The sequence below is a fragment of the Kitasatospora sp. NPDC008050 genome (assembly GCF_042957465.1).
In the GTDB taxonomy this organism is placed as follows: domain Bacteria; phylum Actinomycetota; class Actinomycetes; order Streptomycetales; family Streptomycetaceae; genus Kitasatospora.
Genome location: NZ_JBIBIJ010000006.1, coordinates 342,908 through 364,566, shown reverse-complemented (window position 1 = coordinate 364,566; position 21,659 = coordinate 342,908). Strand labels below are relative to the sequence as shown.

Genomic DNA, 21,659 nt, shown 5'->3' with positions numbered 1-21,659 from the left:
GCTCAGTGACCCATGCCCAATCCGCCGTCCACGGGAATGACGGCTCCGGTGATGTACGCGGCCTCGTCGGAGGCGAGGAACCGCACGGTGGAGGCGATCTCGGCAGGCGCGGCGTACCGGCCCAGCGGCACTCCCGAGACGATCTCCGCGCGGCGCTCCTCGGTGAGCACCGCGGTCATGTCGGTGTCCACGAAGCCGGGGGCGACCACGTTGACGGTGATGCTGCGCGGGCCGAACTCACGGGCCAGCGAACGGGCGAAGCCGACCAGGCCCGCCTTGGAGGCCGCGTAGTTCGCCTGGCCCGGCGAGCCGGTCAGGCCGACCACCGAGGAGACCAGGACGATACGGCCCTTGCGCGCCCGCAGCATCTTCGCCGAAGCCCGCTTGACCACCCGGAAGGTGCCGGTGAGATTGGTGTCCACGACCGAGGTGAAGTCCTCCTCGGTCATCCGCAGCATCAGGACGTCCTTGGTGATACCGGCGTTCGCCACCAGCACCTCGACCGGGCCGTTGGCCGCCTCCACCTCGGTGAAGGCCGCGTCCACCTGCCCGGCGTCGTTGATGTCGCAGCGCACCGCGAGGACGCCGAACTTGGCCAGCTCCTCGGGAACCTCGCCGGAACGGCTGGTGATGGCGACCTTGTCGCCCGCCTCGGCGAAGGCCTGGGCGATGGCGAGGCCAATGCCCCGGTTACCTCCGGTGACGAGAACCGAGCGGCTCAACGATCCACCTCTCCCTGTCGTGTCCTGTGGCGTGCGGGTGAACGTACGCACTGTGACGCTATCGGTCGCATCAGTACCACGGCGAATCGGGCCTCCACAGGTGATCCGGTCCGGTTCTGTCACGTTCCGACAATTCGCCCGTCCGGCTGAGCCCCGGGTACTGTCGGGAACGCCGAACACCGAGTACCCGTTGCCCTGTCGGTGCGGGCCGGTGCAGTCGTAGCCTGTGCCCCTACCGACTGCCGAGAACTCTCCAGAAAAGGGCGGCATCCCGATGAGCGAGGCAAACCCCCGGACCTTCCGGCACCGGGGCCGGCTGCTCACCCTGGCCACTGTGGCCGCCGGCCTCGGCGCCGCGGCCTGGGCCCTGCGCGAGGTCCCCGCCGCTTTCGGCCGGGCCCCGGACGCCGAGCACGACGACCGCATCCGTCACTCCCCGCAGTTCGCCGACGGCACCTTCCACAACTCCCCGTCCGAGCTGGCCCGCACCCCACTGGGGTTCTCCCCGCTCAACACCACCGCCCTGCGCCGGTTCCTCACCGAGCGCGCCGGGCGCATCCCGAGCCGTCCGATCCCGCTGGTCGGCCGGCTGGAGGCGCCGCAGCCGGCCACGCCCGGGGTGGCGATCACCTGGTACGGCCACGCCTCCGCGCTGGTCGAGATCGAGGGCACCCGGGTGCTGCTCGACCCGATCTGGAGCGAGCGCTGCTCGCCCTCCGGCCTGGTGGGCCCCAAGCGGCTGCACCCGGTGCCGGTCGAGCTGGAGGACCTGCCGGCCGTGGACGTCGTGCTGATCTCGCACGACCACTACGACCACCTGGACATGCCGACCGTCAAGCGCCTGCTGCGCAGCCAGTCGGCGCCGTTCGCGGTGCCGCTGGGCATCGGCGGCCACCTGCGGCGCTGGGGCGTGCCGGAGCACCGGATCATCGAGCTGGACTGGGACGAGAAGTGCACGCTGGGCGAGCTGACCGTCACGCTCACCGCCGCGCACCACTTCTCCGGCCGCTCGCTGACCCGCAACACCACGCTCTGGGGCTCCTGGGTGATCGCGGGGCCCACCCGCAAGGTCTTCTACACCGGTGACTCCGGGTACTTCGAGGGCTACACGGCGATCGGCGCCGAGCACGGCCCCTTCGACGCCGCGCTCGTGCAGATCGGCGCCTACGACCAGTACTGGGCGGACATCCACCTCAGCCCCGAGGACGCCGTGCTGGCCCACCGGGAGCTCAGCGGCGGGCTGCTGATCCCGGTGCACTGGTGCACCTTCAACCTGGGCCTGCACCCGTGGGCCGAGCCGATCGAGCGGCTGCTGGCGGAGGCCAAGGCGCAGGGCGTGCCGGTCACCGTGCCACGTCCGGGTGAGCGGGTGGACGTGGCCGACCCGCCGGAGCTGGACCCCTGGTGGGCCGACCTGGCCTGATGCGTCGGCGAACTGACGTCCCGTCAGGCGTGCGGTGCGATTCCTCCTGGCCGAAACCCCCGGTGACAGGACATGATTCGATGCGGGAGCCCTCATCTTTCCCCAAGGGCCCCGCATCGCCGTGTCACACCCAGGGAGTCCGATGCCGCCGACCACCAGCAGCGCACCGTCCGGCCGGCCGGTCGATCCGCTCTTCCTCGCCCTGCCGCTGCGGCAGTTGGCCGCGGCCGCGCTTGAGCGGGCCGGCCAACTCGGCGCCAGTCATGCCGACTTCCGCCTGGAACGGGTCCGCAACGGCACCCTGCGGCTGCGCGACGCCAAGCCGGCCGGCAGCTCCGACTCGCTGAGCCTCGGCTACGCGGTGCGGGTGGTGCTGGACGGCGCCTGGGGCTTCGCCGCGGGGGTGGACCTCACCGCGCAGGCCGCCGCCGAGGTGGCCGAACAGGCCGTCGCGGTGGCCCGGTTGTCGGCCCGGATCAGCCGGGCGGCCGGGGCCGGCGACCTGGTGGAGCTGGCCGAGGAGCCGGTGCATGCCGACGCCACCTGGGTCTCCGCCTACGAGATCAACCCCTTCGACGTACCGGACGCCGAGAAGACCGGCCTGCTGGCCGACTGGAGCGCCCGCCTGCTGGCCGCCGAGGGCGTCTCGCACGTGGACGCCCACCTGATGACCGTGCAGGAGAACAAGTTCTACGCCGACAGCGCCGGCACCGTCACCACCCAGCAGCGGATCCGCCTGAACCCCACGCTGGAGGCGGTCTCGGTGGACGAGCGAACCGGCGCCTTCGAGTCGATGCGCACCCTGGCCCCGCCGGTGGGGCGCGGCTGGGAGTACCTCACCCGGGCCCCGGGCACCGGGCACGGCCGCCACGGCACCGACTGGGACTGGCAGGGTGAACTGGCCCACCTGCCCGAGCACCTGGCCGAGAAGGTCAAGGCCCCCAGCGTCCGGGCGGGCCGCTACGACCTGGTGATCGACCCCACCAACCTCTGGCTGACCATCCACGAGTCGATCGGCCACGCCACCGAGCTGGACCGCGCGCTCGGCTACGAGGCCGCCTACGCCGGCACCTCCTTCGCCACCTTCGACCAGCTCGGCACGCTGCGCTACGGCTCCGACCTGATGCACGTCACCGGCGACCGGACCGCCGAGCACGGCCTGGCCACCATCGGCTACGACGACGAGGGGGTGGCCACCCAGTCCTGGGACCTGATCACCGACGGCGTCCTGACCGGCTACCAACTCGACCGCCGGATGGCGAAGTTGAAGGGCCTGGGCCGGTCCAACGGATGCGCCTTCGCCGACTCCCCCGCGCACGTCCCGGTGCAGCGGATGGCCAACGTCTCGCTCCAGCCGGCCGCCGACGGGCCGGACACCACCGGGCTGTTCGACGGCGTCGAGAACGGGCTCTACCTGGTCGGCGACCGCTCCTGGTCGATCGACATGCAGCGGTACAACTTCCAGTTCACCGCACAGCGCGCCTACACCATCAAGAACGGCCGGCTCGGCGGCCAGGTCAAGGACTTCGCCTACCAGGCGACCACCACCGACTTCTGGCGCTCGATGCGCGCGGTGGGCGGACCGCAGACCTACCTGCTGGCCGGTGCCTTCAACTGCGGCAAGGCGCAGCCGGGTCAGATCGCCGCGGTCAGCCACGGCTGTCCGGCCGCCCTCTTCGAGCAGGTCAGCATTCTCAACACGCAGCAGGAGGCGGCGCACTGATGGCCACCCAGCACACCCCCCACGAGCTGGTCGAACGCGCCCTGGAGCTGTCCCGGGCCGATGGCTGCGTGGTCCTGGTCGACGAGAAGTCCACCGCCAACCTGCGCTGGGCCGCGGTGGACTCCCGCCCCGGCAGCGCGCTGACCACCAACGGCGTCACCCGCGGCCGCTGGCTGACCGTGGTGGCCACCGTGGACGGCACCGAGGGCACCGCCTCCGGCGTGGTCTCCCGGGAGGCGGTCACCCGCGAGGAGCTGGCGCAGCTGGTCCGGGCCGCCGAGGACGCCGCCCGGGCGGCGGGACCGGCCGAGGACGCCCAGCCGCTGCCGGCCGGCGGGGCCTTCAACGGCACGGCCGCCTCGCGCGACTTCACCGAGCCGCCGGCCGAGACCTCGATCGACGTCTTCGCCGCCTTCGCCCCCGAGCTCGGCGCGGCCTTCGCCCGGGCCAGGTCCGCCGGTGAGGCGCTCTACGGCTTCGCCCACCACGAGCTGACCTCCACCTACCTGGGCAGCTCCACCGGCCTGCGGCTGCGCCACGACCAGCCCACCGGCACCGTGGAGCTGAACGCCAAGGCGCACGGCTCCTCCGCCTGGGCCGGGGCCGCCACGAGGGACTTCACCGACGTGGACGTGGCCGCCCTGCAGTCCTCGCTCACCGAGCGCCTGGCCTGGGGCGAGCGCCGCATCGAGCTGCCGGCCGGCCGCTACGAGACCCTGCTGCCGCCCTCCGCGCTGGCCGACCTGATGATCTCGCTGGCCTGGTCGCTGAACGCCCGCGAGGCCGCCGAGGGCCGCACCGTCTTCAGCCGCCCCGGCGGCGGCACCCGGCTGGGCGAGCGGCTCACCGACCTGCCGCTGACGCTGCGCTCCGACCCGGCCGAACCCGGCCTGCAGAGCGCGCCGTTCGTCATCGCGCACGCCTCCCACGACGACCGCTCGGTCTTCGACAACGGCGTCCCGGTGGGTGCCACCGAGTGGATCACCAAGGGCGAGCTGACCGGCCTGCAGACCACCCGGCACACGGCCGCCGTCACCGGCCTGCCGCTGCGCCCGGCGGGCGACAACCTGGTGCTCGAACTGACCGACCAGAGCGCCGCGCCGACCATGGCCGAGCTGATCGCGGGCACCGAGCGCGGGCTGCTGCTCACCTGCCTCTGGTACATCCGCGAGGTGGACCCGGCCACCCTGCTGCTCACCGGCCTGACCCGGGACGGCGTCTACCTGGTCGAGGACGGCCACGTGGTCGGCGAGGTCAACAACTTCCGCTTCAACGAGTCCCCGGTCGACCTGCTCGGCCGGATCACCGAAGCCGGCCGCACCGAGCACTGCCTGCCCCGCGAGTGGAGCGACTGGTTCAGCCGCGCCGCGATGCCGCCGGTGCGGGTCAAGGACTTCAACATGAGCTCGGTCAGCCAGGCCTCCTAGAAAGGAACCCTCCTTGGACGAAAAACGCACGGTCAAGACCTCCAAGCGGCTCTCCCGAATACTGCGGCACGACCCGGGATCCGTCGGGCTGGCCCTGGAGGAGGGCGGCTGGGTGGCGGTCGACGCGCTGCTCACCGCCCTCGCCCGGCACGGCACCCGGCTCAGCCGCGCCGAGCTGGACCACGTGGTGATGACGAACAACAAGCAGCGCTTCGGCTACGACGGGGACGGGCGGCGGATCCGCGCCAGCCAGGGCCACTCGGTGCCCGTCGACCTCGGCCTGTCCGAGGCCGAGCCGCCCGCGGTGCTCTTCCACGGCACCGCCGAGCGCTCGCTGCCGGCCATCTTCGCCGAGGGCCTGCGCCCGATGAACCGTCAGGACGTCCACCTGTCCACCGACGTGGCGACCGCGCTGAAGGTCGGTGCCCGGCACGGGCGCCCGGTGGTACTGCGGGTGGACGCCGCCGCGCTGGCCGCCGCCGGGCACCGGTTCCGGCGCAGCGACAACGGGGTCTGGCTCACCGACCACGTCCCGCCCACCCACCTCACCGGTCACCCCCCGACCGGCGCCACGTAACACCTCGCTCCCCCGCTCTCCGTCCCGGGTGCGGCCCGGCGTACGGTGGACGAAACCGGGCGGAATCGGTGTCGCGCGGGTGGGAGCTAAGGCGGCGATGCAGATGGGCAGGAGCACGGACGACAAGCGGGTCTTCCGGATCACCGGGGCCCGGACCAGCCTCACCGAGGACGTCCGCGGGCGCCAGCGCCGCTATGTGATCTCGATGTTGGTCCGCACCCTCTGCGTCCTGCTGGCCGTCGCCCTGTGGAACGTCCAGCGCTACGTGGCGATCGGCGCGCTGGTCGGCGGGGTGCTGCTGCCGTACTTCGCGGTGATCATCGCCAACGCCGGCCGTGAGCGCGCCCCTGGCCTGCCGAGCACCTTCGACGTGCCGGCCACCACTCCCCTGATGCTCGGCCCGGGCGGCACCGGCCCGCTGGGCGCCGATGCCGGCACCGGTGCCGGTCCCAGCTCCGGCATCGGCCCCGAGGGCCCCACGGCCGCCTGACCAAGGCCTCGCATGGACCGCATGCTGACTCTCCGTACACAGGCAGGTCAGCGGCACAGCTGATGCTTCATATCAGCTGTGCCCGAATTGCCCAATTTTGCTGCCTTATAGGACCCCTGAACCTCAGGGGAAGCTCAAATAAATCTTACGGGCCCTAGCCAAACACCCTCCTTTCCGTGACATACTGCGTACGCGCTCCGCATCCCCCGTCGGGGCGACGGACCGACGCCGGGCGGCTCCCCCCGTGGCTGCCCGGCGTCGCCATGTCCGCCTCAGGCACGGTGCAATCCTGCTCAGCCGCGCCGGGTGAGAAACTTCGATCATGAGCATCGACTTCTTCGGCACCGCGGCCGGCGGCCCCTCCGGTCCCCCCGTCTGCTCGGCCAAGGGCTGCCAGGCGGCCGCCGCCTGGGTCCTGGTGTGGAACAACCCCAAGCTGCACACCCCCGAGCGCCGCAAGACCTGGCTGGCCTGCGCCGAGCACCGCGAGCACCTGTCCCAGTTCCTGGGAGTGCGCGGCTTCCTGCGCGAGGTGGTGGACCTGGCCGACTGGACCGAGCGGCCCGCCGAAGGCTCCTGACGCTCCGTCAGCCGCCGATGGCCGACATCGGCCGGTCCGGCTGGAGGAACTGCGGGTCGTCTATCCCCGCGCCCGCCTTCTTGCCCCACATCGCCGCCCGCCACAGCGCGCCCAGCTCGGCGTCCGAGGCGCCGTCCCGCAGGGCGGTGCGCAGATCGGTCTCGCCGGTGGCGAAGAGGCAGTTGCGCACCTGGCCGTCGGCGGTCAGCCGGGTGCGGTCGCAGGCCCGGCAGAACGGGCGGGTGACCGAGGCGATCACCCCGACCGTCCCGCGCCCGCCGTCCACCACCCAGCGCTCGGCCGGGGCGGCCCCGCGGGCGGTGGTGGGCTCGGGGGCGAGGGTGAAGCGGGTGGCGAGCAGGTCGAGGATCTCCCCGGCGGTGATCATCCGGGACCGGTCCCAGCCGTGCTGCGCGTCCAGCGGCATCTGCTCGATGAACCGCAGCTGGTAGCCGCGCTCCAGGCACCAGTCGAGCAGCGCGGGCGCCTCGTGGTCGTTGACCCCGCGCATCAGCACCGCGTTGAGCTTGACCGGGGTCAGCCCGACGGCCTCGGCGGCGGCCAGGCCGTCGATCACGTCCTGGTGGCGGTGGCGGCGGGTCAGGGTGTGGAAGGTCTGCGGATCCAGCGTGTCCAGCGAGACGTTGACCCGGTCCAGGCCCGCCTCGCGCAGCGCCCGCGCGGTGCGCGCCAGGCCGATGCCGTTGCTGGTGAGCGAGAGTTCGGGCCGCGGCGCGAGCTCCGCGCAGGCCGCCACGATGCCGACCAGCCCGGGCCGCAGCAGCGGCTCGCCGCCGGTGAACCGCACCTCGCGCACCCCGAGTTCGGTCACGGCCAGCGAGACCAGGCGGACGATCTCCTCGTCGGTCAGCAGCTCGGCCTTGCCGAGCCACTGGAGGCCCTCCTCGGGCATGCAGTAGGTGCAGCGCAGATTGCACCGGTCGGTGAGCGAGACCCGCAGGTCGACGGCCTGCCGTCCGTGACTGTCCAGCAGCACGATGCCCACCTGTCCCTTCTCGTCCGGCGCTCCCCGGCACCGGTGCGGCGCCCGGCCCACCGAAGGCGGACCGGGCGCAAGCATAGACCGGCGGGATCTTGGGCCTCAGTGCGCGCCGATCCCGGTGAGGGAACGAACCTCCAGTTCAGCGTACTTCGCCGGGTCGGCCGGGCGGCGGGAGAGCAGGGTGCCCAGCCAGCCGGCCAGGAACCCGACCGGGATCGAGACCAGCCCGGGGTTCTCCAGCGGGAACCAGTGGAAGTCCAGGTGCGGGAAGAGCGCGGCCGGGCTGCCCGAGACCACCGGCGAGAAGACCACCAGCAGCACGGCACTGACCAGCCCGGCGTAGATCGAGCAGACCGCGCCGCCGGTGGTGAAGCGCCGCCAGAACAGCGAGTAGAGCAGCGTCGGCAGGTTGGCCGAGGCCGCCACCGCGAAGGCCAGCGCGACCAGGGCGGCGGTGTTCAGCTTGTCCGCGTAGATGCTCAGCGCGATCGCCACCGCCCCGATCACCACCGCCGCCAGCTTGGCCGAGCGGACCTCCTGGCCCTCGCTGACCCGGCCCCGGCGGATCACCCCGGCGTAGAGGTCATGGGCGAAGGAGGCGGAGGAGGCCAGGGTGAGCCCGGCGACCACCGCGAGGATGGTGGCGAAGGCCACCGCCGAGATCACCGCGAGCAGCATCGCGCCGCCGGTGGAGCCGGCGCCGCCACCCAGCTGCTGGGCCAGCAGCGGGGCCGCGGTGTTGCCGGCCGCGTTGGAGGCCTTGATCGTCTTCGGCCCCACCAGCGCGGCCGCGCCGAAGCCGAGCACCAGCGTCATCAGGTAGAAGACGCCGATGATCCCGATCGCCCAGAGCACCGAGGTCCGGGCCGTCCGCGCGGTGGGCACGGTGTAGAAGCGCACCAGCACGTGCGGCAGCCCGGCGGTGCCCAGCACCAGGGCCAGCGCCAGGCTGACGAAGTCCAGCCGGCTGGTGCCGCTCGCCCCGTACTTGAGCCCGGGCGCCAGGAACGCCGAGCCCTTGCCGCTGGCCTGCGCGGCGGCGCCCAGCAGGGTGGAGAGGTTGAAGTCGTACCTGGCCAGCACCAGCACGGTCATCAGGCCGGCGCCCAGCACCAGCAGCACCGCCTTGACGATCTGCACCCAGGTGGTGCCCTTCATCCCGCCGACGGTGACGTACAGCACCATCAGCGCGCCGACCGCGACCACCGTCCAGCGCTGGGCGGCCTCGCCGTGGACGCCGAGCAGCAGGGCGACCAGCGAGCCGGCCCCGACCATCTGGGCCAGCAGGTAGAAGACCGAGACCACGATGGTGGAGATGCCCGCCGCGGTGCGCACCGGGCGCTGACGCATCCGGAACGCCAGCACGTCCGCCATCGTGAAGCGGCCGGAGTTGCGCAGCGGCTCGGCGATCAGCAGCAGTGCGACCAGCCAGGCCACCAGGAAGCCGATCGAGTAGAGGAAGCCGTCGTAGCCCGCCAGCGCGATGGCGCCGGCGATGCCGAGGAAGGAGGCGGCGGACATGTAGTCGCCGGAGATCGCGAGCCCGTTCTGCAGGCCGCTGAAGCCGCGCCCGCCGGCGTAGAAGTCGGTCGCGGTCCGGGTCTGCCGCCCGGCCCAGAGCGTGATGCCCAGGGTGGCCAGCACGAACAGGGCGAACAGCGAGACGGTCAGGGTGCGGTGGCCGGCGGCCGTGCCGACCACCGCGATGGTGTTCGGGTGGGTCATTCGACTGCCTCCCGGGACGGGGCGGGCATGGCGGAGGTATGGCGTTCTCGCAGCTCCGCCGCGCGCGGGTCCAACCGGCGGGCGGCGAAGGAGGCGTACCGGGCGGCGATGGCGAAGGTGCTGGCGAACTGCAGCAGTCCGAGCAGCAGGGCCGTGTTGACGTGCCCGAACACGGCGGTGGCCATGAAGTCGTGCGCGTAGCAGGACAGCAGCACGTACAGCAGGTACCAGACCAGGAAGGCCACGGTCACCGGGAAGGCGAAGCCGTGGAAGGTGCTGCGCAGGGCGCGGAACTCCGGGCTCCGCTCGAGCTGCGCCACCGCACCGGCGGTGGGGGCGTGGCCGGCGGCGGGGCCGTCGGGCCGGATTCCGGGCTGCGGGGGATGGTCCACTCCGTCTCTCCTGACGTCTTGGGGGGACAGGCCGCGCGGCCAGGGGGGACGTGAACGACCACGCGGAGCTGCGCCGGTGGGGCGCACGGGACGTGAGGGGAGTCACACGTCTTGTGCGTGCCGATGCATGCTAAGAGCGAGTGGTTCCCTACGAAACGTGAATTGGACACGTTCGGCGCACTCTTCACACCGGCGCCGTAGGAAACTGGCCGAAAGGCGCTGCCGAACGCCGATCTTCGGACATGACTTGAGGGGCTTCACCAATAACTGGTAAAGCCCCTCAAGGAGTTGACGTCTTATCAGATTATCCGGGCGCCTTAGCGCTCGCCTGCCCCTAGAAGGCGATCCGGACCTTGAGCGCCGAGCGGTCGTCCATCGCCTGGTAGCCCTCCGGCACCCCGGCCAGCCCGATCGTGCGGTCGAAGACCAGACCCGGCTCGATGTCCCCGGCCAGCACGTCGGCGAGCAGCTCGGGGATGTACGCCCGGGCCGGCGCCACGCCACCGCCGAGCGACACGTTGCGGCCGAACATCTGGCCGATGTCCACGCCCGCGCTGCCGCCGTGCGGCACGCCGACGTAGCCGACGGCGCCGCCGTCCCGGGCGATCGAGATCGCGGTGCGCATCGACTCCTCGGTGCCCACCGCCTCCAGCACCGCGTGTGCGCCCTGACCGCCGGTCAGCTCGCGCACCTTCTCGATCGCCGCCTCACCGCGGTCCGGCACCACGTCGGTGGCGCCGAACTTGCGCGCGATCTCGGTGCGCACCTCGTGCCGGCCCAGTGCGATGATCCGGCCGGCGCCGAGCCGGTGCGCGGCCAGCACCCCGCACAGGCCCACCGCGCCGTCGCCGACCACCGCCACCGTCGAACCCGGGCGGACCCTGGCGGAGACCGCCGCGTGGTGCCCGGTGGCCATCACGTCGGAGAGCGCGAGCAGGCTGGGCAGCAGCGCCTGGTCGGTGGCCGCGTCCCTGGGCAGCTTGACCAGGGTTCCGTCGGCGAACGGGACGCGCACCGCCTCGCCCTGCCCGCCGTCCGAGCCGACGCTGCCCCAGAAGCCGCCGTGCGGGCAGGAGGTCTGCAGCCCGTCGCGACAGAAGTCACAGGTGCCGTCCGACCAGACGAACGGTGCGACCACGAAGTCCCCGGCCTCGAACAGACCGACCTCCGAGCCCACCTCCTCGACGATGCCGAGGAACTCGTGCCCGATCCGCTGCCCGGGCTCGCGGGCGGCCACCCCGCGGTAGGCCCACAGGTCGCTGCCGCAGATGCAGGCGTTGACCACCCGCACCACGGCATCGGTGGGCCGCTGGATCGTCGGGTCGGGGACCTCCTCGATCCGGATGTCACGGGGGCCGTGGATCACGGTGGCGCGCATGGTGGTGTCCTTCGAACAGAGAAACGGAATTACTTGCTCCGGAAGTACGACCGCCCCCACGGCCACTCTATTCCCGGCCCGCACGGCCGGCGTCCCGGGCGATCACGTCGTCCACCCGCGGCGGCGCCCCTTAAAGTGGTGCACCATGCATCCGCTCCAGCCCACGGCTCGCCCGATCCCGACCCAGCGCACCGGTGCGCCTTCGGCCCTGCCGCAGGAGAGCCCCGAGGGCTACGCGGTGGTCGACGTCGAGACCACGGGCCTGGGCCGGACCGACCGGGTGATCTCCGCGGGCGTCTACCGGCTGGACGCCGAGGGCGAGGTGGTCGACCACTGGTACACCCTGGTCAACCCCGAGCGCGACCCGGGCCCCGTCTGGATCCACGGCCTGACCACCACGATGCTGGCCGACGCGCCGACCTTCCCGCAGATCGCCGAGGAGCTGGCCGAGCGGCTGCGCGGCCGGGTGATGGTCGCCCACAACGCACTCTTCGACTGGAACATGATCTCCCGTGAGTTCTCCCGGGCCGGGCTGCGCGCCCCGGTGGAGCAGCGGCTGTGCACCATGGTCCTCTCCCGCGACCTCGGCCTGCCGCTGGCCAACGGCAAGCTCGCCACCCTGGCGCAGTACTTCGGCGTCCAGCAGCGCAACGCGCACAACGCGCTGGACGACGCCCGGGTGCTCGCCGAGGCCTTCCGCCCCAGCCTGCAGCTGGCCCTCAGCGGCGGGGTCCCCCTGCCGCTGACCACCTGTGTGGCCGTGACCGACCTGGGCGAGGACGGCGCCACGCCGGCCTCCTCCGCCTCCCGCGGCTCCTGGGGCTCCTCCTACCGCCCCAGCCGCAAGCGCCTGCCCTGCCCGTACCCGAACCCGGGGCGCTGGCAGCAGGACGGCCCGCTGATCCAGGGCATGCGGGTGGCGATCACCGGCGACACCGCCACCGACCGCGAGGTGCTGGAGGACCGCGCGGTCGCGGCCGGCCTGCACATCGCGAGTTCGGTCAGCCGGCTCACCAGCCTGCTGGTCACCAACGAGCCGGGCAGCTGGAGCGGCAAGGCCCGCAAGGCCCGCGAGCTGGGCACCCCGGTGCTCGGCGAGGACGCCTTCCTCCAGCTGCTGTCCGACGTCGCCCCCCACCCGGGCGGCTGACCAGGGGGCGTTCGTCACCCTGGGTGTCGCCGCACCCCGGTGCCGGTGGCCGGGGCGGATCAGCGTAGCGTGCCGGGTGTGTACCGATTTCTGCTCTCCTGGCGTTGGGCGCTCACCACACTGGTCGCCCTGCTGCTGATCCCCGCCTGCATCGAGCTGGGGTTCTGGCAGTTGCACCGGCACGAGTCCAGAGTCGCCCGCAACACCTTGATCGGCAACAGCCTCAAGGCCACGCCGGCGGCCTTCGACACGCTCTCCACCGGCCCGGGCCACCAGGTGCCGTCCGCCCTCACCTGGCGCACGGTCACCGCGACGGGCGAGTACGACAGCACGCACGAGTTCGTGGTGCGCCAGCGCTACGACTCCGGCGGCAGCACCCCCGGCTTCTTCGTGATCACCCCGCTCAGGCTCGCCGACGGCACCGGCGAGGTGCTGATCAACCGCGGCTGGGTGGCGCTGGGCAGCGACGCCACCAGCTATCCCTCGGTCCCGCCCGCGCCGTCCGGCCAGGTGACGGTGACCGGGCGGCTGCGCGCCGACGAGACCAGCGCGGCCAGCGGCATCCGCGACCGTGGCGGCCTGCCGGAGCACCAGTACATGCTGATCAACACCGAGCAGCAGACCAGGGCGACCGGCGCCACCATCCTCGGCGGCTACCTGGAGCTGGCGAGCACCTCGCCGGACCCCGGCCGGCAGGCCCAGCTGATCCCCGCCCCCGACCACTCCGACATCGGCCCGCACATGGCCTACACCATTCAGTGGTGGCTCTTCGCCTCGATGGTCCCGGTCGGCCTGTGGGTGCTGATCCGCCGCGAGGCCAAGGACCGCCGCACCGAGGCCGCCACCGCCGCAGCCGCAGCCGCCGCCGCGGCCGCCGGCGCCGACCCGGCCCCGGTCCCGGCCCCCGCCGGCTGACCTCCCGCGCCCGACCCCCGCACCCTCGCCCTCGCCCCGGGCCCGCCCTGCGGCAGGATGAGGGTCATGGATCTCGGACTGCAGGACAAGGTGTACGTGGTCACCGGCGCCAGCCGCGGACTCGGCTTCGCCGCCGCCCGCGCGCTGACCGCCGACGGCGCCCGGGTGCTACTGACGGGCCGTCGGCAGGACTCCCTGGACGCCGCCGTGGCCGCGCTCGGCGGTACCGACACACCCGACAGCCCGGCCGCCGCCCTGGTCGCCGACAACAACGACCCGGCCGCCGCCGAGCAGGTGGTGGCCACTGCGGTGCGCCGCTTCGGCCGCCTGGACGGCATCCTGATCAGCGTCGGCGGCCCGCCCGCGGGCCCCGTGCTCAGCACCGCCGACGAGACCTGGCGCACCTCCTTCGAGACGGTCTTCCTCGGCGCCCTGCGGCTGGCCCGCGCGGCCGCCGCCGCGCTCACCGAGGGCGGTGTGATCGCCTTCGTGCTCTCCAGCTCGGTGCGCGAGCCGATCCCGGGTCTGGGGGTCTCCAACGGCCTGCGCCCGGGTCTGGCGATGGCCGCCAAGTCGCTGGCCGGTGAGCTGGGCCCGCGGGGCATCCGGGTGCTGGGCCTGCTGCCGGCCCGGATCGACACCGACCGGGTCCGCGAGCTGGACGCCCTCGCCCCGGACCCCGCCGCCGCCCGCGCCGCCGCCAGTGCCCGGATCCCGCTGGGCCGCTACGGCACCGCCGAGGAGTTCGGCAACGTCGCCGCCTTCGCGCTCTCCCCTGCCGCCTCCTACCTCAGCGGCCTGATGATCCCGGTCGACGGCGGCGCCATGCACGCCCTGTGACCTCGCGCCCCGCGGCTCACCGCACCCGGGCGGCCCGCCTGGCCCGGCCGCGCGGGGGCCGCGGGTGGCGGGGCACCTCGGTCGGGGCCACCTGGATCCGCAGGTCCTGCGGCAGCTCGCCCTGGTGGGCGAGGGCCGCCGCCGCATGATCGAGCGGTCCGGCCCGGAACTCCCGCACCGCCCGCGTCACCCGGGCCCCCGGCTCCAGCAGCAGCAGCGCGCGCAACCGCAGCCGCTTGCCGCGCCCCACCAGGCGCACCCGGGCCGCCGTCACCTGCGGCACTTCCAGCGCCGCGTGCTGGACCGCCTCCGCCAGCGCCGCGCCGCGCAACCGCAGCCGCAGGCCGGGCACCCCGGGCGTGGGCAGCTCCAGTTCGGCCGGCGCCGGCCGGCGCAGCTGCGCCACCAGCCAGCCCAGCGAGAGCAGCGCCACCGCGGCGAGGCCCGCCACCACCGCCGGCCACCACCAGCCCCGGTCCCGCCAGCGGGTGCGCGAGGCGGTGCTCAGCACCGGCTGTCCCGGCGCGCTCAGCGGCCACCAGCTCGGCGGCCGCACCCCCAGGTGCCGGTACAGGTCCAGGCCGCCGGCCAGCACCAGCAGCGTGCCCAGCACCAGCACCAGGCCGACCAGCCCGAGCAGCAGCCGGTTGACGGTGGCTCGGCTCATCACCACACCTCCTCGGGAATCTCGCGCTAGTGCATCGGCGGCCGGTGCTTCGCCGGCCGGCCGCGCACCCGCAGCCCCGGCTCCCGGAGCAGCCCGATCGCCGCCAACTCGGCCGCGAGCACCTCCCGGGCGGCGGCCAGGTCGGCGCTGCCGCGCACTGTCACCCGCACCCGCCGCCGTCCCACCCGCACCCGAGCCGCCGCCACCATGGGCAGCTCCAGCGCCCGGGTCTCCAGCAGCGCCGCCACCCCGACCCGGTCGATCACCGTCCAGGGAGCCTGACCCAGCACCAGCCAGCGCCGCGCGCCGGAGGCCACCGCCAGCCACAGCAGCCAGCCGCCGAGCAGCAGCACCACGACCGCACCGCCGCGTACCCACCCGGAGTCCAGCGGCCGGGTGGCGAGCTGCCCAGCCAGCCAGCTGCGCCAGCTGCCGGGCCGGTGCCCGGCCCAGGACGAGGCCGCGTCGTAGAGCAGCGCCCCGCTGCCGGCCAGCAGCAGCACCGCGACCAGCGCGGCGGCCCTGGTCCGGGGCGAGCGCGGCGCCCGGTAGCCGGGCCCGCCCGGCCGGCTACCGGGGGCGGGCACCGGTTCCTGCGGTGCCCGCGGCTGCGGCGCGAGCTCAGTCACCGGACCCGCCCACCGGGTGCAGTCGCTCCACCACCACGACCACCTCGCCCGCCGGGATCCCGGTCAGCGCTCCGACCCGGTCGGCGACCGCCGCCCGCACGGCCGCCGCCTGCCGGGCCAGGTCGGTGGGGAACGGCAGGTCGACCCCCACCCGCACCCGCGCCACACCGTCCACCACGGCCACCGACACCCGCGGCTCCTCCCCCACGCGGCCCTGGCCCAGCGCACCGCGCGCCGCGACCAGGGCGATCCGGGTCAGCACCCGGTCGGCGATCCGCAGCCGGCCGCGCCGGGCCGCCGGGGTGGCCTTGCCGGTGTCCCGCCCCCAGCCCCGCTCCATCGCGGAGCCGACCGAGCCGCCCGCCCCCGCCGTCATCAGCGGCGCCGGTCGCGGCTGCGCAGCAGGTCGCCGAGGTCACCGAGATCGAGGTCGCCCTCCAGCACCCGCCCGACCACGAACCCCACCGCGCCGAGCACGGCGACCAGCAGGAAGGCCGCGAAGCCGCCGAAGTAGCCGGCGAAGCCCAGGGCCATGCCGGCGACCAGGCCGATGAAGGCGAGATTCAAGGTGAGCTCCCGAGCGGTGCGGACTTCGGTCGGACGGGCTGCTTACTGGACCCGGGCGCGCCGATCCGAGGAGGGCAGCTCGCCCTCCTCCTCGTCCGGCTCGTCGGGCAAATGGACGTCGTTGACGGCGATGTTCACCTCCACCACCTCCAGGCCGGTCATCCGCTCCACGGCGTTGATGATGTTGCGCCGCACGGTCGCCGCCAGCTCGGGGATCACCACCCCGTACTCGACGACCAGCGCGATGTCGATCGCCGTCTGCTTCTCGCCCACCTCGGCCTTGATGCCGCGCGAGATGCTGGAGCGCCCACCGGGCACCCGGTCGCGCACCGCCCCGAAGGTCCTGGCCAGCCCCGACCCGAGCGCGTGGATCCCCGGGACCTCCCGGGCCGCCATGCCGGCGATCTTCTCCACCACTCCGTCGGCCAGCGCGGTGCGCCCGCGCTCCTCGGCGGGAGTGCCGTGCTGCGCGGTACCGGGCTTGGTCAGGTCGGACGGTTTGGGGGTCTCGGGCATGGGAGTGCCTCCTGAAGGATGTCCCTAGCTATACCGCAATCTGTCCCAACTCTGACATTCCGCCACGAAACCCGCGCCCGGAGCGTGGCTCCGGAGCATGACAGTGGGGCCCGGCTCTCCCCCTCCAAGAGCCGGGCCCCACAGCATTGCGCGCCGGCTCAGCGGCCGGTCGCCGTCACTCGGGTCGCCGTCAGTCGCCGATCCCCGCCAGGTCGCGCAGCCGGCGGGCCTGGGCGGCCCGCTCGGCGGCCCGCTGCTCCTCGTAGGAGCGGTCGCCCGCGCCGAGCAGCAGCGCCTTGGTCTCGATCACGGCGTTGCGCGGCGCCGCCAGCAGCGCGGCGGCCAGCGTCCGCGCCGCACCGGGAAGCTCGGCACCCGGCACCACCTGGTTGGCCAGTCCGATCACGGCCGCCTCGGCGGCGGGCACCCAGCGCCCGGTGGCGCAGATCTCCAGCGCCCTGGCGTAGCCGACCAGGTCGGTCAGCGGCTTGGTGCCGGTCAGGTCGGGGACCAGGCCGAGCGAGGTCTCGCGCATCGCGAACTGCGCGTCCTCGGCGCAGATCCGCAGGTCACAGGCGAGCGCGAGCTGGAACCCGGCGCCCACCGCGTGCCCCTGCACCGCGGCGATGGTGATCACGTCGGGCCGGCGCCACCAGCTGAACGCCTCCTGGAACCCGGCGATCGCGGCGTCCAGCTCCTGGTCCGGGCTCGCGGCCAGGGCCAGGAAGTTCGCCTCACCCGGCAGCCCCTCGGGGGTGAACATGGCCCGGTCCAGACCGGCCGAGAAGGACACGCCCTCACCCTGGAGCAGCACCACCCGCACGGTCGCGGGCAGCTCGCGGCCGATCGCGGCCAGCGCGCGCCACATCGCGGGGGTCTGGGCATTGCGCCGCTGGGGGTGGCAGAGCGTCACCGTCGCGAGTTCGCCGTCGACCTCCAGGCGGACACCGGCCTGCTGCCACGCGTCCGGCGTGGCAGGGGTGGAGACGGGCGCGGTCATGGGCACCTCCGGCGCGGGTCGGGGCAGGCTCCAGCGCACTGCCCACTCATCTACCGGAGAGTAACTTACTGTCCCACGCCTTGGATACCGCCACCCGCGACGGCTCGCGGACATGACGATCGGCGGCCATGGGGGTCCCCCCGGCCAGAGGCTGGGGGAAGGTACCTGTCACGGTCGCCGATGCGTCGGGGTGTGCTGACGAACTGTCGGAACCTGGTGCCCGTATCGATCGACCGACCGGGAGGAAGGGCCGCCTTCCCGGCCTGACGATCCGTCAGGAACCGGCTGCCGCAGCAGCCTTGGCCTTTCCACGCGTGGCGCCACCGCGACCCCGGAGATTGACTCCGGACTCGCTCAGCATCCGGTGCACGAAGCCGTACGAGCGGCCGGTCTCCTCCGCGAGTGCGCGAATACTCGCGCCGGAGTCGTACTTTTTCTTCAGCTCGGCCGCGAGCTTCTCACGCGCGGCACCTGTCACCCGGCTGCCCTTTTTCAGAGTCTCGGCCACCCGTGCCTCCTCGTAGCTGTGCTCGGTCAGATTCCCATGATCACCCATCCCCAGCGTCCTGGCCACCCATTCGACAAGGTCTGTCCTGCGAAAAGGGCGCCGCCCGGGGGTGCCTTCCGCGCGTCGCGGCGCTCACCCTGGGTGTCCACGCCCCCGGCGGAATCCGCGTCGGCGGACGAAAGAGCTGATCAGCAGGGTCGACCCGGCGGTGAAAGCAGCAGGACCGAATTAAACGGAATCCGAGGCCCCGGGATTCCCGATTGGACATCGCTGATGAGAAAGGCTCGGCCGGATGCAGGAGCGTGTGTCTACAAAAGCCGAGCGCCCGCGACCGGTGGACCGGTCACGGGCGAGGTCAGAACGGTGATCCGCGACAACGCGCGGAAGTGAGCGGGAATCCGGCCGATCAGGGCCGGAGTCCCGCCGATCAGGCCAGCGAAACGAGATCGTGGTAGGCCGGGGTCCACAGGTCCTCGACGCCGTCCGGCAGCAGGATGATCCGCTCCGGCTCCAGCGCGTCCACCGCGCCCTCGTCGTGGGTGACCAGCACCACGGCACCGGTGAAGGTGCGCAGCGCGCCGAGGATCTCCTCGCGGCTGGCCGGGTCGAGGTTGTTGGTCGGCTCGTCGAGCAGCAGCACGTTGGCCGAGGAGACCACCAGCGCGGCCAGCGCCAGCCGGGTCTTCTCCCCGCCCGACAGCACGCCGGCCGGCTTGTCCACGTCGTCACCGGAGAAGAGGAAGGAGCCGAGGATCTTGCGGATCTGCACCAGGTCGGTGTCCGGCGCGGAGGAGCGCATGTTCTCCAGCACGGTGCGCTCGGGGTCGAGCGTCTCGTGCTCCTGGGCGTAGTAGCCGATCTTCAGGCCGTGGCCGGGGATCACCTCGCCGGTGTCCGGCTTCTCCACCCCGGCCATCATCCGCAGCAGGGTGGTCTTGCCCGCACCGTTGAGACCCAGCACCACGACCCGCGAGCCGCGGTCGATGGCCAGGTCGACGCCGGTGAAGATCTCCAGCGAGCCGTAGGACTTGGACAGGTCGCGGGCCGTCAGCGGGGTCTTGCCGCACGGGGCCGGGTCGGGGAAGCGCAGCTTGGCGACCTTGTCGGAGGCCCGCACCTCCTCCAGGCCGGAGAGCAGCTTCTCGGCGCGGCGGGCCATGTTCTGCGCGGCGACCGTCTTGGTGGCCTTGGCGCGCATCTTGTCGGCCTGCGCGTTGAGGGTGGCCGCCTTCTTCTCGGCGTTGGCCCGCTCGCGCTTGCGGCGCTTCTCGTCGTCCTCGCGCTGCTGCTGGTACTGCCTCCAGCCCATGTTGTAGACGTCGATGCAGGAGCGGTTGGCGTCCAGGTAGAAGACCTTGTTGACGACCGTCTCGACCAGCTCGACATCGTGCGAGATCACGATGAAGCCGCCCTTGTAGGTCTTCAGGAAGTCGCGCAGCCAGGCGATCGAGTCGGCGTCGAGGTGGTTGGTCGGCTCGTCCAGCAGCAGCACGTCGGAGTCCGAGAAGAGGATCCGGGCCAGCTCGACCCGGCGGCGCTGGCCACCGGAGAGGGTGTGCAGCTCCTGGCCGAGGATCCGGTCCGGCAGACCGAGCGCGGCGGCGATGGTGGCGGCCTCGGCCTCGGCGGCGTACCCGCCCTTGGTGAGGAACTCGGTCTCCAGGCGCGAGTACTTCTTCATCGCGTTGTCGCGGGTGGCGCCCTTGCCGTTCGCCATCCGCTCCTCGTTCTCGCGCATCTTCTTCAGCACGGTGTCGAGGCCGCGAGCCGACAGGATCCGGTCGCGGGCCAGCACGTCCAGGTCGCCGGTGCGCGGGTCCTGCGGCAGGTAGCCGACCTCGCCGGAGCGGGTGACGGTACCGGCGGCCGGCAGGCCCTCGCCGGCCAGCACCTTGGTCAGCGTGGTCTTGCCGGCGCCGTTGCGCCCGACCAGGCCGATCCGGTCACCGGGGGTGACCCGGAAACTGGCGGACTCGATCAGGACACGGGCACCGGCGCGCAGTTCGAGGGCGTTGGCGGCAATCATGGCTGGGAAAACTCCTGAAACTGGGCGGACCGGGGCGCGCGGACGGCAGCGCGGTCGGACACGGGGACGCGGCGGGGGTATGGGCGGTGCTGGGCGGTCCGGCACGGCAACGGTCCGCTGTTACCGACGCGGACCGATTGCCTCACCGACTGCCGCCGCTAATGCCCGAGGAGAACAGCCATGTGGGCCAGTCTACCGGGCGCGTCGGACGTCCCTCGATGAATTTCCGGCGGGCGGCAGCGCGGGCGGGCCGCGGGCCGGCCGGTTGCCGCCGGATCTCCGCCGGGCCGGCGCGGTTCGCGGGACCGGTCAGTGGGCGCCGCTGTCGCCACCCGCCACCGGGCAGCCGGCCTGCGGCTTGACCGCGGCGAACGGCTCCTCGGGGCTGCCGCACGGGATCGCGGAGGCGCCCTGGTTGGTGTCGAAGACCCTGCTGCCGAGCACCGGGCCGTCGTTGATCAGCACCTGGGCACCGTCCAGCTTGGTGAGCTTGACGGTCTGGCTCGCGTTGAGCACGTAGCCGGGCTGGTCCATCCGGAATCCGGTGATCGAGCCGGGCAGCGGGTGTCCGGAACCGGTCGTGCCGGTGCAGGTGCGCGGCACCAGCACGGCGCCGTCGGTGCTGACCGTGCCCAGCACGTTGAAGACGCAGCCGGCCTGCGGGCGGGCGTTGAACCGCAGGTCCCCGTCACTGTCGCGGAAACCCATGGTCAGGCCGGGGCTGAGCACCTGGACCCAGGGCTGGGTCTGCGAGGCGACCTGCACCGCGGCGGCGGCCCGGGTCAGCTCCAGCTGCTTGCGCTGGGCCGCGGTGCGCTGGTCGGCGCCGGGCTCCCCCTCGCCGTGCAGCCACTCCGCCAGGCCGGGCATCGCCCGGTGCCAGCGGACCTCGTGGTCGCTGATCTCCACCGAGGTGACCATGCCGTCGTCCCAGACGACTATCGCGCTCTGGCCGAGCAGGGTCTCGTGCAGCGCGGTGGCGCCGTCGCGGCGGTAGGACCAGAGCAGCGTGCCGCTCGACGGGTCGTAGGCCTCCAGTCCGGGGCCCACCCGGAAGTCCGGGACGACCGGGTCCGCCGACTGGGCGCCCACCGGGCTGGCCTGCGCGTTTCCGGGCGCCGAGACCTGGTCGCCGAACGGAACCGGGCGGTTGGCGTGCGCTGCGGCGCCCACGCCGAGCACCAGCAGCACCGCCATGGCAGGCAGGGCGGAGCGGGGGGTCAGGGTACGAAGCGGCTTCCAGGACACCTCGGGAGGGTACCTGGTGGGCGCTCGACCGTCAGCATGGCGGGGCCACCCCGCGGGCCTGCGGACAGATAACCGGACATTCGGCGGGGGTCGGTGGGCGGGGATTCCACCACCTCCCGCCGGGCCACCGACCCTGGCGGCCGACCGGAAACG

23 protein-coding genes are annotated in these 21,659 nt (G+C 73.0%); 9 read left to right on the top strand and 14 right to left on the bottom strand.

Translation table 11 applies throughout. From position 1 onward, the window contains the following. Positions 1-2 precede the first annotated feature (2 nt). Positions 3-722 carry a 3-oxoacyl-[acyl-carrier-protein] reductase gene (gene fabG, locus ACFZB9_RS15475; RefSeq protein ID WP_391447276.1) on the bottom strand — a complete coding sequence of 240 codons (720 nt, stop codon included), beginning with the start codon at positions 720-722 and terminating at the stop codon, positions 3-5. 274 nt (positions 723-996) lie between these two features. On the opposite strand from fabG, the gene ACFZB9_RS15470 reads away from it, so the two are divergent. The 6 genes from ACFZB9_RS15470 to ACFZB9_RS15445 all read left to right on the top strand — a co-directional run bounded on the left by ACFZB9_RS15470 (position 997) and on the right by ACFZB9_RS15445 (position 6,942). Continuing rightward, positions 997-2,145 carry an MBL fold metallo-hydrolase gene (locus ACFZB9_RS15470; protein ID WP_391447275.1) on the top strand — a complete coding sequence of 383 codons (1,149 nt, stop codon included), beginning with the start codon at positions 997-999 and terminating at the stop codon, positions 2,143-2,145. 142 nt (positions 2,146-2,287) lie between these two features. Next, on the top strand, positions 2,288-3,868 hold the full coding sequence (locus ACFZB9_RS15465; protein ID WP_391447273.1) for a TldD/PmbA family protein: 1,581 nt from the start codon (positions 2,288-2,290) through the stop codon (positions 3,866-3,868). After that, entirely contained in the window at positions 3,868-5,295 is a 1,428-nt protein-coding gene (locus ACFZB9_RS15460; RefSeq protein ID WP_391447271.1) for a metallopeptidase TldD-related protein, read from the top strand. The genes ACFZB9_RS15465 and ACFZB9_RS15460 overlap by 1 nt, the downstream gene beginning before the upstream one ends. Before the next feature lie 13 nt (positions 5,296-5,308). Continuing rightward, positions 5,309-5,872: an RNA 2'-phosphotransferase gene (locus ACFZB9_RS15455; RefSeq protein ID WP_391447269.1), complete on the top strand. Its 564-nt coding sequence runs from the start codon at positions 5,309-5,311 to the stop codon at positions 5,870-5,872. A 103-nt stretch (positions 5,873-5,975) separates the two neighbouring features. Continuing rightward, positions 5,976-6,362 (top strand): DUF3099 domain-containing protein, encoded by a 387-nt coding sequence (locus tag ACFZB9_RS15450; RefSeq protein WP_391447267.1) that lies wholly within the window; start codon positions 5,976-5,978, stop codon positions 6,360-6,362. Positions 6,363-6,684: 322 nt separating this feature from the next. Next, a complete protein-coding gene (locus ACFZB9_RS15445) occupies positions 6,685-6,942 on the top strand; it encodes a hypothetical protein (protein ID WP_391447266.1) in 258 nt (85 codons plus the stop codon). 7 nt (positions 6,943-6,949) lie between these two features. Here ACFZB9_RS15445 and moaA read toward each other — a convergent pair whose 3' ends face one another. The 4 genes from moaA to ACFZB9_RS15425 all read right to left on the bottom strand — a co-directional run bounded on the left by moaA (position 6,950) and on the right by ACFZB9_RS15425 (position 11,440). Then, entirely contained in the window at positions 6,950-7,939 is a 990-nt protein-coding gene (gene moaA, locus ACFZB9_RS15440) for a GTP 3',8-cyclase MoaA (protein ID WP_391447406.1), read from the bottom strand. A gap of 105 nt (positions 7,940-8,044) precedes the next feature. Further along, complete coding sequence (locus ACFZB9_RS15435; protein WP_391447264.1) at positions 8,045-9,670, bottom strand: cation acetate symporter; 1,626 nt, start codon at positions 9,668-9,670, stop codon at positions 8,045-8,047. Next, a complete protein-coding gene (locus tag ACFZB9_RS15430; RefSeq protein WP_391447262.1) occupies positions 9,667-10,062 on the bottom strand; it encodes a DUF485 domain-containing protein in 396 nt (131 codons plus the stop codon). The genes ACFZB9_RS15435 and ACFZB9_RS15430 overlap by 4 nt, the downstream gene beginning before the upstream one ends. Before the next feature lie 334 nt (positions 10,063-10,396). Next, on the bottom strand, positions 10,397-11,440 hold the full coding sequence (locus ACFZB9_RS15425) for a zinc-dependent alcohol dehydrogenase family protein (protein WP_391447260.1): 1,044 nt from the start codon (positions 11,438-11,440) through the stop codon (positions 10,397-10,399). Positions 11,441-11,585: 145 nt separating this feature from the next. Here ACFZB9_RS15425 and ACFZB9_RS15420 point away from each other — a divergent pair, with 145 nt between their 5' ends. The 3 genes from ACFZB9_RS15420 (at position 11,586) to ACFZB9_RS15410 (ending at position 14,345) form a co-directional block, all read left to right on the top strand. Next, positions 11,586-12,590, top strand: coding sequence for a DEDDh family exonuclease (locus tag ACFZB9_RS15420; RefSeq protein ID WP_391447258.1), 1,005 nt, complete (start codon positions 11,586-11,588; stop codon positions 12,588-12,590). 78 nt (positions 12,591-12,668) lie between these two features. After that, positions 12,669-13,505: an SURF1 family protein gene (locus ACFZB9_RS15415; protein WP_391447256.1), complete on the top strand. Its 837-nt coding sequence runs from the start codon at positions 12,669-12,671 to the stop codon at positions 13,503-13,505. A 66-nt stretch (positions 13,506-13,571) separates the two neighbouring features. After that, positions 13,572-14,345 carry an SDR family oxidoreductase gene (locus tag ACFZB9_RS15410; RefSeq protein ID WP_391447255.1) on the top strand — a complete coding sequence of 258 codons (774 nt, stop codon included), beginning with the start codon at positions 13,572-13,574 and terminating at the stop codon, positions 14,343-14,345. Positions 14,346-14,361: 16 nt separating this feature from the next. On the opposite strand, the gene ACFZB9_RS15405 is transcribed toward ACFZB9_RS15410, so the two are convergent. The 9 genes from ACFZB9_RS15405 to ACFZB9_RS15365 all read right to left on the bottom strand — a co-directional run bounded on the left by ACFZB9_RS15405 (position 14,362) and on the right by ACFZB9_RS15365 (position 21,506). Next, positions 14,362-15,012, bottom strand: a complete 651-nt coding sequence (locus ACFZB9_RS15405) for an alkaline shock response membrane anchor protein AmaP (protein WP_391447253.1) — start codon at positions 15,010-15,012, stop codon at positions 14,362-14,364. A gap of 26 nt (positions 15,013-15,038) precedes the next feature. Continuing rightward, positions 15,039-15,641 carry a DUF6286 domain-containing protein gene (locus ACFZB9_RS15400; protein ID WP_391447251.1) on the bottom strand — a complete coding sequence of 201 codons (603 nt, stop codon included), beginning with the start codon at positions 15,639-15,641 and terminating at the stop codon, positions 15,039-15,041. After that, the gene (locus ACFZB9_RS15395; protein WP_391447249.1) at positions 15,634-16,017 is read right to left on the bottom strand and encodes a hypothetical protein; all 384 of its coding nucleotides are present in this window, start codon (positions 16,015-16,017) and stop codon (positions 15,634-15,636) included. Before ACFZB9_RS15395 ends, ACFZB9_RS15400 begins: the two co-directional genes overlap by 8 nt. Further along, positions 16,017-16,208 carry a hypothetical protein gene (locus ACFZB9_RS15390; protein WP_391447417.1) on the bottom strand — a complete coding sequence of 64 codons (192 nt, stop codon included), beginning with the start codon at positions 16,206-16,208 and terminating at the stop codon, positions 16,017-16,019. Before ACFZB9_RS15390 ends, ACFZB9_RS15395 begins: the two co-directional genes overlap by 1 nt. 42 nt (positions 16,209-16,250) lie before the next feature. After that, a complete protein-coding gene (locus ACFZB9_RS15385; protein ID WP_391447248.1) occupies positions 16,251-16,724 on the bottom strand; it encodes an Asp23/Gls24 family envelope stress response protein in 474 nt (157 codons plus the stop codon). 190 nt (positions 16,725-16,914) lie between these two features. Further along, on the bottom strand, positions 16,915-17,724 hold the full coding sequence (locus tag ACFZB9_RS15380; protein WP_391447246.1) for an enoyl-CoA hydratase/isomerase family protein: 810 nt from the start codon (positions 17,722-17,724) through the stop codon (positions 16,915-16,917). A 274-nt stretch (positions 17,725-17,998) separates the two neighbouring features. Continuing rightward, on the bottom strand, positions 17,999-18,232 hold the full coding sequence (locus ACFZB9_RS15375) for a helix-turn-helix domain-containing protein (protein WP_035843861.1): 234 nt from the start codon (positions 18,230-18,232) through the stop codon (positions 17,999-18,001). Positions 18,233-18,659: 427 nt separating this feature from the next. Beyond that, a complete protein-coding gene (locus ACFZB9_RS15370) occupies positions 18,660-20,258 on the bottom strand; it encodes an ABC-F family ATP-binding cassette domain-containing protein (RefSeq protein ID WP_391447245.1) in 1,599 nt (532 codons plus the stop codon). A 309-nt stretch (positions 20,259-20,567) separates the two neighbouring features. Then, the gene (locus tag ACFZB9_RS15365; protein ID WP_391447243.1) at positions 20,568-21,506 is read right to left on the bottom strand and encodes a hypothetical protein; all 939 of its coding nucleotides are present in this window, start codon (positions 21,504-21,506) and stop codon (positions 20,568-20,570) included. Positions 21,507-21,659: the final 153 nt, after the last annotated feature.

Excerpts from the sequence above, each read along its gene's own strand:
- ACFZB9_RS15470 (WP_391447275.1), top strand. The coding sequence starts at position 997 with ATGAGCGAGGCAAACCCCCGGACCTTCCGGCACCGGGGCCGGCTGCTC.
- ACFZB9_RS15465 (WP_391447273.1), top strand. The coding sequence starts at position 2,288 with ATGCCGCCGACCACCAGCAGCGCACCGTCCGGCCGGCCGGTCGATCCG.
- ACFZB9_RS15460 (WP_391447271.1), top strand. The coding sequence starts at position 3,868 with ATGGCCACCCAGCACACCCCCCACGAGCTGGTCGAACGCGCCCTGGAG.
- ACFZB9_RS15450 (WP_391447267.1), top strand. The coding sequence starts at position 5,976 with ATGGGCAGGAGCACGGACGACAAGCGGGTCTTCCGGATCACCGGGGCC.
- ACFZB9_RS15445 (WP_391447266.1), top strand. The coding sequence starts at position 6,685 with ATGAGCATCGACTTCTTCGGCACCGCGGCCGGCGGCCCCTCCGGTCCC.
- ACFZB9_RS15435 (WP_391447264.1), bottom strand. The coding sequence starts at position 9,670 with ATGACCCACCCGAACACCATCGCGGTGGTCGGCACGGCCGCCGGCCAC.
- ACFZB9_RS15425 (WP_391447260.1), bottom strand. The coding sequence starts at position 11,440 with ATGCGCGCCACCGTGATCCACGGCCCCCGTGACATCCGGATCGAGGAG.
- ACFZB9_RS15420 (WP_391447258.1), top strand. The coding sequence starts at position 11,586 with ATGCATCCGCTCCAGCCCACGGCTCGCCCGATCCCGACCCAGCGCACC.
- ACFZB9_RS15410 (WP_391447255.1), top strand. The coding sequence starts at position 13,572 with ATGGATCTCGGACTGCAGGACAAGGTGTACGTGGTCACCGGCGCCAGC.
- ACFZB9_RS15405 (WP_391447253.1), bottom strand. The coding sequence starts at position 15,012 with ATGAGCCGAGCCACCGTCAACCGGCTGCTGCTCGGGCTGGTCGGCCTG.
- ACFZB9_RS15395 (WP_391447249.1), bottom strand. The coding sequence starts at position 16,017 with ATGACGGCGGGGGCGGGCGGCTCGGTCGGCTCCGCGATGGAGCGGGGC.
- ACFZB9_RS15385 (WP_391447248.1), bottom strand. The coding sequence starts at position 16,724 with ATGCCCGAGACCCCCAAACCGTCCGACCTGACCAAGCCCGGTACCGCG.
- ACFZB9_RS15380 (WP_391447246.1), bottom strand. The coding sequence starts at position 17,724 with ATGACCGCGCCCGTCTCCACCCCTGCCACGCCGGACGCGTGGCAGCAG.
- ACFZB9_RS15370 (WP_391447245.1), bottom strand. The coding sequence starts at position 20,258 with ATGATTGCCGCCAACGCCCTCGAACTGCGCGCCGGTGCCCGTGTCCTG.